The sequence below is a fragment of the Streptomyces sp. NPDC007971 genome (assembly GCF_042958635.1).
In the GTDB taxonomy this organism is placed as follows: domain Bacteria; phylum Actinomycetota; class Actinomycetes; order Streptomycetales; family Streptomycetaceae; genus Streptomyces.
This window is the reverse complement of record NZ_JBIBJK010000001.1, coordinates 457,341-473,169: the sequence shown is the minus strand read 5'-3', so window position 1 is coordinate 473,169 and position 15,829 is coordinate 457,341. Positions and strand designations below refer to the sequence as shown.

At 72.1% G+C, this 15,829-nt stretch carries 16 protein-coding genes; 4 read left to right on the top strand and 12 right to left on the bottom strand.

The window, feature by feature from the left end:
- The first annotated feature begins 85 nt into the window (after positions 1–85).
- On the top strand, positions 86–1,078 hold the full coding sequence (locus ACFZCP_RS02115; RefSeq protein ID WP_391423239.1) for a heavy metal transporter: 993 nt from the start codon (positions 86–88) through the stop codon (positions 1,076–1,078).
- A gap of 276 nt (positions 1,079–1,354) precedes the next feature.
- Positions 1,355–1,795, top strand: a complete 441-nt coding sequence (locus ACFZCP_RS02110) for an ATP-binding protein (protein ID WP_391423237.1) — start codon at positions 1,355–1,357, stop codon at positions 1,793–1,795.
- Positions 1,796–1,923: 128 nt separating this feature from the next.
- On the opposite strand, the gene ACFZCP_RS02105 is transcribed toward ACFZCP_RS02110, so the two are convergent.
- Positions 1,924–3,021 carry a bifunctional succinyldiaminopimelate transaminase/glutamate-prephenate aminotransferase gene (locus ACFZCP_RS02105; RefSeq protein WP_391423235.1) on the bottom strand — a complete coding sequence of 366 codons (1,098 nt, stop codon included), beginning with the start codon at positions 3,019–3,021 and terminating at the stop codon, positions 1,924–1,926.
- Between the two features lie 316 nt (positions 3,022–3,337).
- Entirely contained in the window at positions 3,338–3,658 is a 321-nt protein-coding gene (gene fdxA, locus ACFZCP_RS02100; protein WP_018561461.1) for a ferredoxin, read from the bottom strand.
- 110 nt (positions 3,659–3,768) lie between these two features.
- Here fdxA and ACFZCP_RS02095 point away from each other — a divergent pair, with 110 nt between their 5' ends.
- Both ACFZCP_RS02095 and ACFZCP_RS02090 read left to right on the top strand, forming a co-directional pair.
- Positions 3,769–4,854 carry a GNAT family N-acetyltransferase gene (locus tag ACFZCP_RS02095; RefSeq protein WP_391423232.1) on the top strand — a complete coding sequence of 362 codons (1,086 nt, stop codon included), beginning with the start codon at positions 3,769–3,771 and terminating at the stop codon, positions 4,852–4,854.
- A 29-nt stretch (positions 4,855–4,883) separates the two neighbouring features.
- Positions 4,884–5,750, top strand: a complete 867-nt coding sequence (locus ACFZCP_RS02090; protein ID WP_391423230.1) for a tetratricopeptide repeat protein — start codon at positions 4,884–4,886, stop codon at positions 5,748–5,750.
- A gap of 111 nt (positions 5,751–5,861) precedes the next feature.
- Here ACFZCP_RS02090 and ACFZCP_RS02085 read toward each other — a convergent pair whose 3' ends face one another.
- The 10 genes from ACFZCP_RS02085 to ACFZCP_RS02040 form a co-directional block, all read right to left on the bottom strand.
- The gene (locus ACFZCP_RS02085; protein WP_362687937.1) at positions 5,862–6,476 is read right to left on the bottom strand and encodes a response regulator transcription factor; all 615 of its coding nucleotides are present in this window, start codon (positions 6,474–6,476) and stop codon (positions 5,862–5,864) included.
- Positions 6,473–7,666, bottom strand: coding sequence for a histidine kinase (locus ACFZCP_RS02080; RefSeq protein ID WP_391423690.1), 1,194 nt, complete (start codon positions 7,664–7,666; stop codon positions 6,473–6,475). Before ACFZCP_RS02080 ends, ACFZCP_RS02085 begins: the two co-directional genes overlap by 4 nt.
- 5 nt (positions 7,667–7,671) lie before the next feature.
- Positions 7,672–8,412 (bottom strand): ABC transporter permease, encoded by a 741-nt coding sequence (locus tag ACFZCP_RS02075; protein WP_391423227.1) that lies wholly within the window; start codon positions 8,410–8,412, stop codon positions 7,672–7,674.
- Positions 8,409–9,362, bottom strand: a complete 954-nt coding sequence (locus tag ACFZCP_RS02070) for an ATP-binding cassette domain-containing protein (RefSeq protein ID WP_391423225.1) — start codon at positions 9,360–9,362, stop codon at positions 8,409–8,411. Before ACFZCP_RS02070 ends, ACFZCP_RS02075 begins: the two co-directional genes overlap by 4 nt.
- A 164-nt stretch (positions 9,363–9,526) precedes the next feature.
- The gene (locus tag ACFZCP_RS02065; protein ID WP_391423223.1) at positions 9,527–11,824 is read right to left on the bottom strand and encodes a hypothetical protein; all 2,298 of its coding nucleotides are present in this window, start codon (positions 11,822–11,824) and stop codon (positions 9,527–9,529) included.
- Positions 11,825–11,978: 154 nt separating this feature from the next.
- A complete protein-coding gene (locus ACFZCP_RS02060) occupies positions 11,979–12,395 on the bottom strand; it encodes a DUF6113 family protein (protein ID WP_362687949.1) in 417 nt (138 codons plus the stop codon).
- Positions 12,395–13,252, bottom strand: coding sequence for an N-acetyl-1-D-myo-inositol-2-amino-2-deoxy-alpha-D-glucopyranoside deacetylase (mshB, locus tag ACFZCP_RS02055; RefSeq protein WP_362687952.1), 858 nt, complete (start codon positions 13,250–13,252; stop codon positions 12,395–12,397). The genes ACFZCP_RS02060 and mshB overlap by 1 nt, the downstream gene beginning before the upstream one ends.
- Before the next feature lie 53 nt (positions 13,253–13,305).
- Positions 13,306–13,926, bottom strand: a complete 621-nt coding sequence (locus ACFZCP_RS02050; RefSeq protein ID WP_391423220.1) for a hypothetical protein — start codon at positions 13,924–13,926, stop codon at positions 13,306–13,308.
- Between the two features lie 185 nt (positions 13,927–14,111).
- Positions 14,112–14,729, bottom strand: coding sequence for a Uma2 family endonuclease (locus ACFZCP_RS02045; RefSeq protein WP_391423218.1), 618 nt, complete (start codon positions 14,727–14,729; stop codon positions 14,112–14,114).
- 52 nt (positions 14,730–14,781) lie between these two features.
- Entirely contained in the window at positions 14,782–15,669 is an 888-nt protein-coding gene (locus tag ACFZCP_RS02040; protein WP_391423216.1) for a helix-turn-helix domain-containing protein, read from the bottom strand.
- Positions 15,670–15,829 lie beyond the last annotated feature (160 nt).

Here is a 15,829-nt window from a genome sequence, read left to right as displayed (position 1 = left end):
CTAGCGTGCGGCCGGCGGGGCCCGGGGCGGCGCAAGCTCCGAGGCCGGGCGCAAGGGGCGCACACGGCTCCAGTACCTTGTACGCGTGCCAGAGCCGTCCCCCACTCGCCCCAAGCGCCGCGGCCGCCTCCTGCGTATCAGCGCGGCGCTGTTGGTCCTGTCCGCCGTCGCCGCTTACCTGGTGGTGCAGTACGTCACCGGGGGCGGGGGTGCGCCCGGCTGCAAGGTGCTCTCCGGCACGGGAGACGGGACGTCGTACGAGTTCACGCCCGAGCAGGCGGCGAACGCGGCGACGATCGCAGCCGTCGGGACCGGGCGGCGCATGCCGGAGCGTGCGGTGACCATCGCGCTGGCCACCGCCCTGCAGGAGTCGGGGCTGCGCAACATCGAGCACGGCGACCGGGATTCCCTGGGCCTGTTCCAGCAGCGGCCCTCGCAGGGCTGGGGCACCGAGCAGCAGATCATGGACCCGGACTACGCGTCGGGCATCTTCTACGCGCACCTGGCGAAGGTGCCGAACTACACCGACCTGCCACTGACGGTGGCCGCCCAGCGGGTGCAGCGCAGCGGCTACCCGGAGGCGTACGCGAAGCACGAACCCGACGCCACGCTCCTTGCTGCGGCCCTGACCGGGCGCGCGGCGGCCACGCTGACCTGCGACGGGCGCCCGGAGCGCACCGCGGCGGCAACCGGTCCCGATGCGGTGCGGGCCGCGCTGGTACGGGACTTCGGGCGGGACGCGCTGCAGGAGACCGGTGCGGAGGTGGGCGGTACGGCGGTGCCCTCGCCCTCGCCGTCCCCGAGCGTGACGGCGACCGCGCACGGGCGGACCGTGACCGTGCCGGTGCCCGACGGCACGAGGACGGACGCGACCGGGCGCGGGGAGCGGCAGCGGGGCTGGCAGCTGGCGCACTGGGCGGTCGCCAACTCCTCGGCGCTGCACATCGACCGGGTGGTGTACGCGGGCCGGGAGTGGACCGGGAGCGGCGGCGACGGCCAGTGGCACACGACCGGTTCACAGGGGGCCGGTGGTGCGGAGCAGTCCGCGGGGGCGGTCCGGATCGTGACCGGACAGTAGTACGGCAGCTCACCCGGCCGGGTTGTGCGACCTCGGGGCGGGCGCATTTCCCCGGGAATTTCGGCGCGATCGCGAAAATCCCGGGAATTCAAGGGCCGTAAGGATTCTGCATGATCTTGAACGGGCGCCCTTTGCCCGTTTTTATCCACAACTGATAATGCGATGCGTTATCCATTCTTTACCTTCGCCGTCCGCAACCTTCCTCGGCTTCGAGCGGTAGTCACGGCGTCCGAGAACGGACACACAACCCAGTTCTCTCCCGTCGAATGGAGCATCATGTCCCTCCCCCTGACCCGCCGGATCGCCCGTGCCGCGCTGATCGTCGCAGCAGGAGCGGCCGCCGGGGTCGGTGCGGCCGGCTCTGCCGGCGCGGCCACGAACCTGCCGGCGACCACCCCGGAACTGAGCGGTCTGACCGCCCTGGACACGGCGAACGCCGGCACCGCGGTCGACGGTGCGACGACGCACGTCACCGGCGTCGCGGGTGACGCGGGCACCCAGGCGATCCGGAAGGCGGTGCCGACCGTGAGCAAGACCGCCGGCGGTGCCGCGAAGAAGACGACGCCCACCGTGCAGAAGACCGCGGGGACTGCGGTCGGGACCGTGGGGAGCACCCTCGGCGAGACCGCGGCCACCGCGACCAAGAGCGGGCTGTCGACGGGCTCCATCGGCAAGGGCGGGCTGCCGGTGAACGGCGTGTCGCCGCTGGGCGGCTGAGCTCGGCAGTCGTCGACCTGACGGAGACGGGGTCCAGGGAATTCCCTGGACCCCGTCTCCGTGTCTCCGTGTCTCTGCGTGCCCGCGTACCAGCGTGTCCGTGTCCGTGTCCGTGTCCGGCGGCCGGCCTACGCCTTGAGGCGGGCCACCGCCGCCCGCACCCGCTCGTCCGTCGCCGTGAGCGCCACGCGCACGAACTTCTCGCCCGCCTCGCCGTAGAAGTCGCCGGGGGCGACCAGGATGCCCAGGTCGGCCAGGTGGGCGACCGTCGACCAGCAGGACTCGTCGCGGGTGGCCCACAGGTAGAGGCTGGCCTCGCTGTGCTCGATGCGGAAGCCGTGCTCCAGGAGGGCCGCACGCAGGAGCGCACGGCGGGCCGCGTAGCGCTCGCGCTGGACGCGGACGTGCTCGTCGTCGCCCAGGGCCGCCACCGCCGCCGCCTGCGTCGGCGCCGAGGTCATCATGCCGCCGTGCTTGCGGATCTCCAGCAGGGGGCCGAGGACGGCCGGGTCGCCCGCCAGGAAGGCCGCACGGTAGCCGGCCAGGTTCGAGCGCTTGGAGAGGGAGTGGACGGCCACGATGCCGTCGTAGGAGCCGCCGTTGACGTCGGGGTGCAGGACCGAGACCGGGTCGGCCTCCCAGCCCAGCTCCAGGTAGCACTCGTCGGAGAACAGCAGCACGCCGTGCTCGCGGGCCCAGGCGACGATCTCCGTGAGTTCCCGCTTGCCCAGCACCTTGCCGGTGGGGTTGGACGGCGAGTTCAGCCACAGGAGCTTCAGGTTCGCCGGGTCCAGGTCGCGCGGGTCGTCGTAGACCTCGTGGCCGGCGCGGGCCAGGCGGGCGCCGACCTCGTAGGTCGGATAGGCCAGGCGGGGGTGGGCCACCCTGTCGCCCGGGCCGAGGCCCAGCTGGGTCGGGAGCCAGGCCACCAGTTCCTTGGAGCCGACGATCGGCAGCACGTGGCGGTCGGTGACGTCGCGGGCGCCCAGGCGGCGCTCCAGCCAGCCCGTGATGGCGGCACGCAGCGCGGGGGTGCCCCACACCGTCGGGTAGCCCGGGGAGTCGGCCGCGTCGATCAGGGCCTTCTGGATCAGCTCGGGGACCGGGTCGACCGGGGTGCCGACGGAGAGGTCGACGATGCCGTCCGGGTGGGCTGCGGCCGTCTTCTTGTACGGCTCGAGCCTGTCCCAGGGGAAGGTCGGAAGGCGGTCGGATACTGCGGACACGGGATGTGCTCCCTTTCGTCGGTACGGCAGACGCCTCTTCGTCGGTAGGGCGGACGCCTCTGGGCCAGTACGGCAGGCGCCTCTGGGCCGGTACGGCAGGCGCCTCTGGGCCGGTATGGCAGGCGCCTCTTCGCCGGTACGGCAGGCGCTTCCCGGCCCGCACTACGGCGCACGCCTTTCGGCCGGTACGGCAAACGCCTCGGTCCCGTACGGCGGTGATCGGGTGATCGGGCCGTACGGGACCGAGGCGGCGCTGGGGCCCCGGTTCCGGCGCGGCCGGGAACCGGGGAAGCGGGCCGCTAGGCCGCGGCCGCGGTCACTCGCCCTGCGGCGGCAGCGCGGCGATGAAGGGGTGGTCGCGCTCGATCAGCCCCAACTTGCTGGCGCCGCCGGGAGACCCGAGCTCGTCGAAGAACTCGACGTTCGCCTTGTAGTAGTCCTTCCACTCCTCCGGAGTGTCGTCCTCGTAGAAGATCGCCTCAACCGGGCAGACCGGCTCACAGGCACCACAGTCGACGCATTCGTCCGGGTGGATGTACAAGGACCGCTGGCCCTCGTAGATGCAGTCGACCGGGCACTCCTCGATGCACGCCTTGTCCTTCACGTCGACACAAGGCTGCGCGATGACGTAGGTCACGCTGTCGTTCCTCCTCGATAGGGCGCTGGCGGGCCTCCTCAGGCTCCGCCGCCTGGCGCGCGGGAGCGCGGCGTCGTCGATGCCCGCCTCTAGTATCTCCGTTCCGGGGCATGATCCATACAGGAGGGGTGAACCGACCAGTGGAAATATCGGCGCAGGGACGCCCAGAGGTCCGCATCACCGCTGCTGACGTGGGAAAACGGGTCTCCGTGAGGCGCTTGAACACACCCAGGGTGACAGACGAGAAGTTCACCGACACGGTGGGTGTTCTCACATCATGGGACGACGGCGTGCTCATGATCACACGTCGGGATGGACAGAGCGTCCACATCCTGGAGTCCACGCTGGTCGCGGGCAAGGTGGTACCGGCCGCGCCGGCCCGCCGCCGTGGCCCCGCCGCGAGCTACCCGGAGCTGGCGCACGTCGCCGCCCGCGCGTGGCGGCCGGTGCAGAGCGAGCGGCTCGGCGAGTGGGAGCTGAGGGCCTCCGGCGGCTTCACGCGGCGGGCGAACAGCGTGCTGCCGCTCGGTGATCCCGGGCTTGCGCTCGACGCGGCCCTGGATGCCGTACGACGCTGGTACGGCGAGCGTGGCCTGCCCGCCTACGTCCAGACCGCCACCGGCGCCGAGGGCACGCAGGAGCTGCTGTGCGCGGAGCTGGAGCGGCGCGGCTGGGTCCGGGAGGTGACCGCCGAGCTGTGGATCGGGGCCCTGGCGCCGGTCGCGGACCGGGCCGAGGGCGCTGCGGTGGTGCTGTCCCGGGAGGCGGACGAGGCCTGGCTCGCCCGGTACCGGCGCAAGGGGGTGAGTGAGGTGGCACTGCGGGTGCTCGGGCCGGGGTCCCCCCGTTCGGGCGAAGCCGGGAGCGGAGGAGGCCCCTCGGTGTGGTTCGCCTCCGTGCCGGGCGCGGCGGCCGGCGCGCCCCCGGCGGCGATCGGGCGGTGTGTCGTGGACGGACGGTGGGCCGGGTTCGCCGCCGTCGAGGTCGACCCCGCCCGGCGCCGGCAGGGGCTGGCGACCGAGGTGATGGCCGCGCTGGCCCGGCGGGCCCTGGACGAGGGCGCCTCGGCGGCCTGGCTCCAGGTGGAGGAGGACAACGAGGCCGCCCGGGCCCTCTACACGGCACTCGGCTTCGCCCGGCACCACTCGTACCACCATTACCGGGAGCCGGACGCCGCCGGCCCCGGACGGTCGTAGGAACCGTCGTGGAAGGGCATGAGCCAGGCATGCGGCACCCGCGTCTTCCTCCCCCGTATCCGCCCCCGCCGGAGCGGTCCGCCGAGGTGCGCCGGCGGTTCGGCGAGGAGGCGCGGTCCGAGCGGCCGGATCTGTCGGCGCTGTGCCTGCTGATCGGCGCGCAGGCGGACGGTTCGCTGGACGAGGCGGGCATCGACGCGGCCCAGCTGGAGCTGGACCGGCTGGCCGGCGAGCTGCCGTACCGTCCGGGCGGCCCGCAGGCGTGGGCGCAGGCGCTGTGCCGGCTGCTGGGCGAGCGCTACGGGTACGCGGGCTCGGCCGCGGACTACGACAGGCTGGAGTCCTCGCTGCTGCACGAGGTGCTGCGGCGGCGGCGCGGGTTGCCGATCCTGCTCTCGGTGGTGTGGCTGGAGGTGGCGCGGCGGGCGGGCGCGCCGGTGTACGGGGTCGCGCTGCCGGGACACTTCGTGGTCGGCTTCGGTCCGGCCGAGGAGCAGGTGCTGGCCGATCCGTTCGACGGGGGGCGGGTGCTCTCCGGTACGGATGCCGATCTGCTCGTGGTGGGGGCGACCGGGGCGCCGTTGCAGCCGTCGATGCTGGTGCCCGCGGCGCCGCTGGAGGTCGTGCAGCGGATCCTGAACAACGTCCGGGCGTGGGCCGCGTCCCGGCCGGAGCGCTCGGACGTGGGGTTGTGGGCCGTGGAGCTGGCGCTGCTGCTGCCCGCGCATCCGGCCCGGTTGCGCTACGAGCGCGGGCAACTGCTGGTGCAGCGGGGCGAGTACGTGCGAGGGGCACAGGAGCTGGACGCGTACGCCCACCTGATCGAGGTCGTCGACGAACCGGCCGCCCGCAAGATCCGGGAGCAGGCCCACTCGGCGCGCGCGATGCTCAACTGACCTGGCCGTCCGGGCTCGGGCACGTGCTGCGTCCGCCTTTTTGGCCCGAACGTGCGCCCACGGCGGAGCCGCAGATCGACTCGGCCCCGCGCCCCCGAAGGGCGGGCCTCCTCACAGCCAGCCCTTCTCCCGTGCGATCCGCACCGCCTCCGCCCGGTTGCGCACCGCCAGCTTCTGGATCGCGGTGGAGAGGTAGTTGCGGACCGTGCCCTGGGAGAGGTGGAGGGCCTTGGCCAGCTCGGCGTTGGTGGAGCCGTCGGCCGCCGCGCGCAGCACCTCGCGTTCGCGCTCGGTGAGCGGATTGGCGCCCTCGGCCAGGGCGGCCGCGGCCAGGGTGGGGTCGATGACCCGCTCACCGGCCAGCACCTTGCGGACGGCGGCGGCGAGTTGCGCGGCCGGAGCGTCCTTGACGAGGAAGGCGTCGGCACCGGCCTCCATGGCGCTGCGCAGATAGCCGGGACGGCCGAAGGTGGTGAGAACGACGAGCTTGACCGCGGGGAACGCGCGGTGCACCTCGGCCGCCGCCTCGATGCCGGTGCAGCCGGGCATCTCGATGTCGAGCAGCGCCACGTCGACGCCGTGCGCGCCGACGGCCGCCAGCACCTGGTCACCGCGGGCGACCTGAGCGACGACCTCGATGTCGTCCTCAAGGCCGAGGAGTGCTGCCAGCGCCTCCCGGACCATGGACTGGTCCTCGGCCAGAAGAACCTTGATCGTGCTCGTCATGCCCCGGATCCTACGTCCACCGAAGTGGCCGTGGGTACGCGGGCGACCAGCCGGAATCCACGCCTGATGCGGACCGCCTCCAGGGTGCCGCCGGCCTTCTCCAGACGCTCCGTGAGACCGGTCAGGCCGTTGCCGGGCCCGTTGCCGCTGCCGCCGGATCCGTTGTCCTCGACGGAGAGTTCGAACCTCGGGCCGTCCAGGGTCTGCCGGTGCACGAGCTGGATCAGGCACTTGTCGGCGCCGCTGTGCCGGACCACGTTGGTGACGGCCTCGCGCAGCGCCCAGGCGAGGGCCGACTCGGCCTCCTCGGGGACACCGGTGAGGTCGGGTTCGGCCGGGACCTCGGCGACGACTCCGGCGGCCGTCAGGGCGACCTGGGCGCCGGCGAGTTCCTCGGCCAGGCGGGGGCGGCGGTAGCCGGTGACGGCCTCGCGCACGTCGACCAGGGCCTGGCGGCTGACCTGTTCGATGTCGGCGACCTGCTGGGCCGCCTTGTCGGGGTGGTCGGGCAGCATCCGGCCGGCCAGCTCGCTCTTCAGCGTGATCAGGGAGAGCGAGTGGCCGAGCAGGTCGTGCAGGTCGCGGGCGAGCCGCAGCCGCTCCTCGTTGGCGGCGAGCTGGGCGACGGTGGCCCGCGCCTTGCGCAACTCCACGGTCGTACGCACCAGCTGGCCCACGCCGACCATCGCGAACCCGAGGAGCACGACCAGGAGCAGGCTTTCGTCCACCTCGCTGTGGCCGTCGGCCAGTCCGGCCAGATACATCGTCACGGTCGTCGCAGGAACCGCCCAGAAGGCGGCCCGGACCGGCAGGGTCGCCCCGCAGGCGACCGACACGTAGACGAAGAGCCCGAGCCAGTCGCTGCCGAGGGTGAAGGCCAGCAGGGGCGCGAGGACTCCGAGGACCGCCAGGAGCGAGACGACGACCCGCGGTGTGAACGGCCGTCCGATGTTCCGGAAGACCAGTGTCAGATAGGTGACGACGAAGGCCGTGAGGCCGGCCCAGCCGGCGACGGTGGCAGCGGCGGTGTGGTGCGCCGAGGTCAGGTCCCTCACCGGGGTCCTGAGGAAGACCAGCCAGACGCCGATCCACAGCGACTTCACCAGCACCTCGCGCCGGTTTCCGGGTCCCTGGCCGATGCGCACCTGCACCTCGGACCGTTCCTCGCGGGCTCGCGGGTCTTCCGTCATCGTGTTCACGCCTTCAGCGTGTCCTTCCGGTACAGCCAGGCCGCGCCGCCCGCGAAGAGGACGAAGTAGACGGCGAGGACGGCGACGTCCGTCGCGCTGGGGGCCTGGTTCTGTTCGATGGCCCGTCCCAGTTCAGCGTACGCGTGCGTGGGCAGCCACTTGGCTATGTCCTGCAGGATCTGCGGGAACGTGGTCGAGGGCATCCACAGGCCGCCGAGGATCGACAGGCCGAAGTAGACGATCATCGTGATGGGACGGACCGCGTCCCCGGAGGCGACGTAGCCGATGGCGACGCCGAGCGCGGCGAAGACGAGGCTGCCCGCCCAGATGACACCGGCGAGGGCGAACCACTGCCAGGCGTCCAGGCGTACGTTCTTCACGGCGGCGGCGACCACGAACACCATGACGATCGACGGCAGGCTGACCACGGCCGCGCTGGCCGTCTTGGCGAGGACGTAGCCGCGCCCGGGCAGCGTGGTGAGCCGCAGCTGGCGTACCCAGCCGCTCTCGCGCTCCTTGGCGATCCGCTCGCTGTTGCCCATCAGGACGGCGGTCAGGGCGCCGAAGGAGGCCATGGAGACCATCAGGTAGGTGGCGACGGTCAGTCCGGTGTCGCTGACCTTCTCGTTCGAGCCGGAGCTGCTGGAGAAGATCAGGTAGATCATCGAGGGGTAGAGCACCGAGAAGAACAGGAACTTCTTGTTGCGCAGGGCGCGGGCGAGTTCGAGCTTGATCAGGGCGTTCATGACTGCTTGGCCTCCTCGGCCTCCGTGATGGCGACGAAGGCCTGCTCAAGGCCGAGCCCGGCGACTTCGAGATTGCGGGGGAAGACGCCGAGGCCGTACAGGGCGTGGACGGTGGCGTCGGCGTCGGAGGACTGGATGCGGACGGTCTGGCCCGACCCCGCGGCGGAGGCGCTGTGGGACACGGTGATCGAGGTGAGGAACGGCAGGGCGCGCAGGGCGGCCTCGTCGGTCTCCCCCTCCAGGTCGAAGGAGACCTTGCGGGCGCCCGCCTTGGCCTTGATCTCGGCGGCGGTGCCGTCGGCGAGGAGCCGGCCGCGGTGCAGCACCAGGACCCGGTCGGCGATGGCGTCGGCCTCTTCGAGGTAGTGGGTGGCGAAGAGGACGGTACGGCCCTGGTCGGCCTGCTCGCGCATGGTGGCCCAGAAGGCCTGGCGGGCGGAGACGTCCATGCCGGTGGTCGGCTCGTCCAGGATGATCAGGTCGCTGTCGCCGGCGGTGGCGAGGGCGAAACGGACGCGCTGGGCCTGGCCGCCGGAGAGCTTGTTGACCTTGCGGTCGGCGATCTGCGTGATGCCGGCGCGGGCCATCACGTCCGCGGCCTTGTACGCCTTGGGGTGCAGCGAGCAGGCCAGCTTCACCAGTTCGGCGACGGTGACCTCGTCCATCAGGCCGCCGCTCTGCAGCATGGCTCCGACGCGGCCGGTGACGATGGCCTCACGGGGGGTGCCGCCGAACAGACTCACCGTGCCGCCGTCTGCCTGCTTGAGGCCGAGGAGCAGGTCGAGGGTGGTGGACTTGCCGGCCCCGTTCGGGCCGAGAAGGGCGACGGTCTCACCCGGGTACAGCCGGAGCGAGATCCCGTCGACGGCCTTCACGTTCCCGTAGGTCTTGGTCACCTGGTCGAACCCGACCACCGGGCTGGTGGTGGCCGGTGCCGCTGTCGTTGTCATGCCCTCCATGCTGGCCGAGGGTGCGCGTGCCCGGCAGTGTCGGGGGTCCCGAGTGCCGGATGACAGTTGTCATACCGAGCGGCACCGCCCTGTCATGTCGTGCGGCGTGGCCGCCGGGAACGCGTGAAGGCCCGTCCTCGCGGACGGGCCTTCGTGCGTGCGTGTCAGCTCGGGTTGGTCTCGATGACGGCGACCCGGTTGGTCTTGCTCGTCAGCGCCTGGCGCAGGGCGACGTAGACGTCCTGCGGGGTGACGGCCGTCTTCTTGCCGTTGGCGCGGGTGATGAGTACGCCGTCGAAGGTCTTGCCGTACAGCTGCTGAAGGGCGGCCAGATCGGGCTTGTCGACCAGTTTGGCGTCCGGGGTGGACACCACCCTGAGGAACTTCCAGAGCGATTTCTCGGGGCTCATCAGGACGACGTGCGTCGCGTCGGTCTGCACCTTGACGTTGGCCGACATCGCCGGCTCGGCGAACTCCTTCATCTCCCGGTCGACCTCGGCGTTGGAGACCGTCGGCTGCTTGGTGGCCGTCGGCACGGTGACCGGGGCCGCCGTGCCCGTCTCCACCATCGTGCGGTACGCCTGCTCGACCGCCTGGGTCGAGCGGCCCGCGTCGATGGCCTTGCCCGCCTTGCCGTAGACCGCTACGGCCTTGCCGGCCCGGAAGGCGATGGAGCCCTCGGTCACCGCGCCGGAGCCGGAACCGCCGCCGGCCTGCTGGAGCGCGGCCTGGAGCTTCTCCTCGTCGACCGGCATGACCGGCTCCACGACCCGGTTCTGGCCGAAGAGGGAGCCGATCACGGAGACGGGGTTGTAGTCGCTCTTCGCGGCCGCGGCGACCGTGAGGGTGCTGTCGAGCTGGAGGCCCGCCTTGTCCGGCGTGAGCGGGACCGTCCTGCCGCCCACCGACAGCTTCAGCGGCTTGTTCACCCGGTCGCCGAACGCCTCGTCGAGCTTCTTGACGGCGTCGTCGCGGGTGCCGCCGCCGATGTCCACGCCGAGCACGGTGGTGCCCTTGGGCACGTCGGTGTGGTTCATCAGCAGCCCGGCGCCGTAGGCACCGCCCACGACGACGAACGCACCGACGCCGAGCAGCACGAGCTTGCTGCGGCCCTTCTTCTTCGGCTTGGCCTTGGGCTGCGGGGCCGGGGCGGGCAGCTTGGGCGCGGTGTGGGGCACCGGGCCGTCCTGGTTCGCGCCGGTGCCGAACGGGGAGTTCCCGGCGGCGGGGACGACCGGGATGCCGCTGGTGACGGTGTGCCCGGAGACGTTGTCCGGGGAGCGGTAGCCGGGCGCGCCGGATTCGGGGGCCGGCTTCTGCGGGGTGAGGATCGCGGTGTCGTCACTGAGCCCGCCGCCCGGAACACCCGGAACGCCGGGAAGGCCCGGAACACCCGGTCCCGCGAGGGCGCCGGGGGCGAGCGGACCGCCCTGGCCGTTGCGGTCGTTCGCGCCGCCGGGGCCGCCGTAGCCGCCCGGGCCGTCGAAGGACTCGGCGGGCTCGCCGACGAGGTTGCTGAGCGCGCTGGCCGGCGGGACGAGGGAGCTGTCGCCGGTGACCGGGCCGCCGGTCGGGCCCGCGGGGCCCTGCGGGCCGCCGGGGCCGCCCCGGCCGTTGGGTCCGTTGAAGCCGCTGGGGCCGCCCGGCCCGCCCTGGCCCCTCGTGCTGCCGGCACCGGTGCCGGCGCCGAGTCCGTTCTGGCCGCCCTCGGAGAAGTACGGCAGGTCGTCACGGCTCGGGTCGCCGCCGGAGGCGCCGGGCAGGGAACCGCCCCGCGAACTCGCGGCCAGCGCCTCGGTGACGTCGAAGGAGCCGGTGCCGCCGCCGTGCCCCGGGGCCACGGGGCCGCCGGTGGCGCCGGGCAGGCCCGAGCCGTTCGTGGAACCGGGCCGCGCGCCCGGCGCGCTCATGGAGCCGACCACGCCACCGGGGCGTCCGGCGCCGGGGCGGGCGCCGGTGGCGCCGGATCCGGCGGGGCTGCCCGGCAGGGGGCCGGGCGTGCCCGGGGCGGTCGCGGAACCGCCGGGTGTCCCGGCGCCGTTCGTGCCGCTGCCGCCCGGACCGCCCTTGGGGGCGGCCGACTTGCGGGGCGCGAACCAGTCGCTGGTCTTCTCCTCGCCCTGCGCCGCGAGCTCGGCGGGCGGCTCGGCAGGGCTCTGGGGCGGAGCGGCGGCGGGGGCGGGCGGCGCCTCGGCGCCCTTTTCGTCCCCGGCGCCCTCATTGTCCGCGACGGGCGTGCGCACGACGACCGGCGGGATGGGCCGCGATCCTGGGATGTTGATCCGGATCCGCGTCGTCAGCGTGGTCTCGGTCTTGCGTTCCTCCGGCTGGGTGGCCGAACGGCCCCCGTCCGTACCGGTGTCGGAAGCCATGGGGGTGCCGTACGGGGGCGTCCCCGAAGGGTATGCGGCTCCGCCGCGCCCGTTGGGCCCGGAGGACGGAGTGTCAGTTTCACGACTCAAGGCAGGTTCTCCCGGTTGGCTCCACCGCCCGTTACACCTCAGCGGGCAGCTCGGCGGCGCGCACCACCATACTGTCCGCGTCTGGCGCGCATCCCATGACCGCCGAGGAAACCCACACCGGACTCGCACCTGCGCCGCACGGCGAAGTGGTACGTCACTTGCCAAGTCGGGCGGGGCCGCCACCGGGTTGCCGCCCGGGGGCAAGGGTGGCACAGATCACAGCCAGGGCCATGCCGCCGAGCAGGAAGAGGTAGGAGCCGCCTCCCGCGCCGAACAGGAAATCGCCTTCCGGGCGGCTGTTGACGAGCAGGATGACGGCGATGATCCAGCCGACGACCGGCGCGACCGCCCCGCCCCGGCCGCCGAGCACGTACGCCCCGCCGACGAACGTCCCGGCCGCGCCCGCGAGGGCGAGCAGCAGGCCGCCCGGGAACCAGGCGGCCTGCACCAGGCTCCCGGCGAGCCCGACGAGCGCGCCGAGCAGGAACAGTCCGGCATAGGCGGCCATCCGCCCGGCGGAGGGGCGCTGCAGCGGCTGGGCGAGCAGGGGGCCGCGTCCGGCGTCGCTCATCACGCCTCCTCGATGCCGGCGAACAGGTCGCTCTCGCCGGGCTGTGCCGTCCCGCGCACCAACTCGTAGTACTCGGTGGTGAACAGCGGCTGGGCCAGGTCGTTGGAGAGCGCGAAGTACGGGCGGCCCGGGGCGACCTCGATCTGGGTGGCGTGGGCGCGCATCGCGGCGGCCTTGGCTTCGGCGTGGGCGGTGCCGTCGACGGCGGTGGTGATCCGCTCGTCGTCGACCACGCCCGGTACGTCGGCCACGGAGCCGCTCTTCTCGAACGGCAGTGTGTCCAGCTCGTCCTCCAGACGGGCGAAGGCGGCCTCCGCCACGGAGCGGGGGACCCGGTTCCAGTAGACCTTGGCGATCTCGTGCCCCTGCTCGGCCGCCCGTTCCACGGCGCGCATGGCGACGCGGTGGGCCTGGACGTGGTCGGGGTGGCCGTACCCGCCGTTGTCGTCGTAGGCGACGAGGACCTGGGGGCGGACCTCCAGGATCACCTCGGCCAGCAGGGCGGCGGCCTCGTCCACATCGGCCTGCCAGAAGCAGGCCGGATCGTCGTTGTCCGCGATGCCCATCATCCCGGAGTCGCCGTAGCGGCCCGCGCCGCCGAGCAGCCGGACGTCCTCGACGCCCAGCTCGCGCAGGGCGGCGGTGAGCTCGCCGCGCCGGTGCGTGCCGAGGGCGGCGCCGGTCAGATGGCGCAGGGCGGGCGGGATGACTTCTCCGCGCTCACCGAGGGTGCAGGTGACCAGGGTCACATGGGCGCCCTCGGCCGCGTACCGGGCCATGGTCGCGCCGTTGTTGATCGACTCGTCGTCCGGGTGCGCGTGCACCAGCAGCAGTCGCCGGGAGGGCCGTTCCGTCATGGGACCACCCTACGAGGCGGCCGCCTTCTCGCCTGCCACCTCCTGGTCGCTTCTCATTCTTCACTGTCCAGCACATGGGCGACAGCCAGCGCAATCCGCTCGATCCAGTCGATGGCGTCCGTCACCTCCGCCTCGTCAATGGGGCGCCGCTGCTCGAGATCGCCGTCGATCAGGTCGGCGTCGTGCGCGATTTTGTTGCGCCGCTGAGTGATCTCCAGATAGCGGCTGCGAAGCTTCTTCTCGTTGAGCGAGGTGCGCTCCTGGAAGAACTCCTTGTTGATGCACCCCGCCGCCTCGTACCAGACCTTCTTTTCCGTCACGAGCTTGAGCACTTCGGAGATCTTTCCGGGATGCTGGAGTGCCTGCCCCGAGAGCTTCTCCCGTAGGTGCTCGACCACAGCTTCGGACAGGGTGACGTCGCCGCGCCGCACGGCCTCGACCCTGTGCAAGGGCAACTCGTACACCCGGAGCTGGTACGGCATCTCGGGGCTGTCCTTGGCCGCCAGCTCGGCGACCCGACGCAGGACCTCCTCGTGCAGCCAGTGATCGATGGCCGCGACCGCCTGAACCCAGGCTGCCCTGTAGAAGTCGTCGATGTCGATCGTGGGAGACCGGAAGGGCGTGAGCATGGCACCCGCTTTGACCATGCGCCGGGCGTAGGACAGGTTCGTCATGAACGCATCGAACTGCCGTGTCTGCGGTCTGGAAATGGACATGCGCTACCCCGTGGGAACTCTTCGTGACGATCTTTACGAGAACGATTCCCGAGACTCAGGGGGGTCAGTCAAGCCAGGCGAGGGCGTCCCGGATCAAGGTGGCCGAAACCGGCCCATCCGCATCCGGAACACGCCCTTCGGCGTCAGGGCCGGGGATCCTCGCCGCTCTCGTCCTTGTACCGCGGCAGACCGTCCGTCGAGATCGTCCAGTCGGCGATCGTGATGTCCTCGCCATAGACGAAATCCTTGCGCGTGGCGTAGCGGGGGCCCTCCGGGGTGGAGTGGATGTCAGACAGGACGGCACCAGTGCCGGTACGAGGGTCGAAGATCGCGTAGACGGGGATGCCCATCAGGGGATAGTCGCGAACCTTGCCCACCCAGTCGTTGTCCGGGTTGGAGCGGGAGACGATCTCGATGGCGGCGATGAGCGCACGAGGGTCGATGGAACCCTCCGTATCCATGTCCTCTTCTGCGATCACCATGACGTCGGGGCGCCTCATGATGGCCTCGGGCGCGTCCTCCACGTCGGGCTCACCGGTATGAGCCACGATCTCTTCCGGCATCGCCTTCTCCAGGCGCTTTCGGAGCCGTAGCGCCGTCAGCTCATGCCGGCCGATGGGCGACATCATGTCGTGGACGATCCCTTCCTTGGTGATCTCGAATTTGCCCGGGACGGTGTCGTCCGTGGACTGCACGAAGTCCCGCATGGCCCGGTACCGGTGCGAAGCGCCCTGCCGTGAGTCGTCCGGTGCGATGGTCATGGCGCTCGCTCCTCGTCTTCTGTGCCCAGGGGCAAGGATCGTCACGTTCATGCTAGGCGGCCTCCGGGACATCGCATCGGCAGTCGCGGCAGCGGCCGGGTCCGGGCGCTCGGAAGGCGCGGTCACAGCCTTCGCAGGTCTGGAGCGGGTGCCGTACGGGCGGCGGGGCGGCCGGTGCGCGGAACGGGGGTGGGGGCGGCAGCTGGGCGGCGAGGCGGTGGGCCAGCAGGGCGGCGGGCCGGTGCAGCCCCTCGGACGGCAGGTCGGCGGTCAGTGCCTGCCGTACGGCGGTGGGGCTGACGTCGCGCTCCAGCCAGGCGGCGACGCCGGGGGCCAGGTGTGCCGCGTCGGCTGCTGACAGGAGTAGGCGTGGATCGTGGCGACGCAGATCGGCGAGGAGATCGGCGGCGGACTGGACCAAGGCCGGGGCGGTGCAGGCCGGCTGGGGTACAGCGGGGAGAGGTTTGCGGGTGCGGTCGGGTGTGTGGCCGCTGGGTGTCGCTGTCGTCCGGGGGACGGGGCGGTCGGGGCAGCTCGGCCTGTCGGCGTGGCGCCGGGCCGCAGGCTGGTTGCAAGAGGTCGTGCGGGTGACGATGCGGCCGCCGGGGACGCGTTGACGTTCGCGGCGGAGGTAGCCGTGGGACTCCAGTTCACGCAGTGCGGCGGCGATACGGGTCGCTCCCTCGGGGAAGCGGGCGGCGAGAGTCTTGATGTCGACGCGGGCGCCCTTCGGCAGCGACTGGATGTGACAGGCCAGGCCGATCGCGAGGAGGGAGAGGTCCGGGTGCTGGGTGAGGTGGTTGCCGATCACCGTGAAGCTGGTGGTGTGGCGGGTGTGGTCGTGGATGAGCCCACTGGCGTGGTGGCCCCGGTTCGGGTGCTTGTTGCCCGCGATACGGGCCTGGGCGCGCGGCGGCACGCTAGGGTGCTGGGTACCCATCGGGAAGCTCTTCTCTTCCTCGGTGGTCAGGCCCTCGCACTGGGATTGCCGTCCCGGCGGGGGCCGTCGCATGTCTGCGGTTGTGTTGCGCTGAGCGTAGGGGTGCCGGGGGCCGCGGAATCCAGTCGATCCGGGGATGTTCACCCGGCCGAGTGAGCGC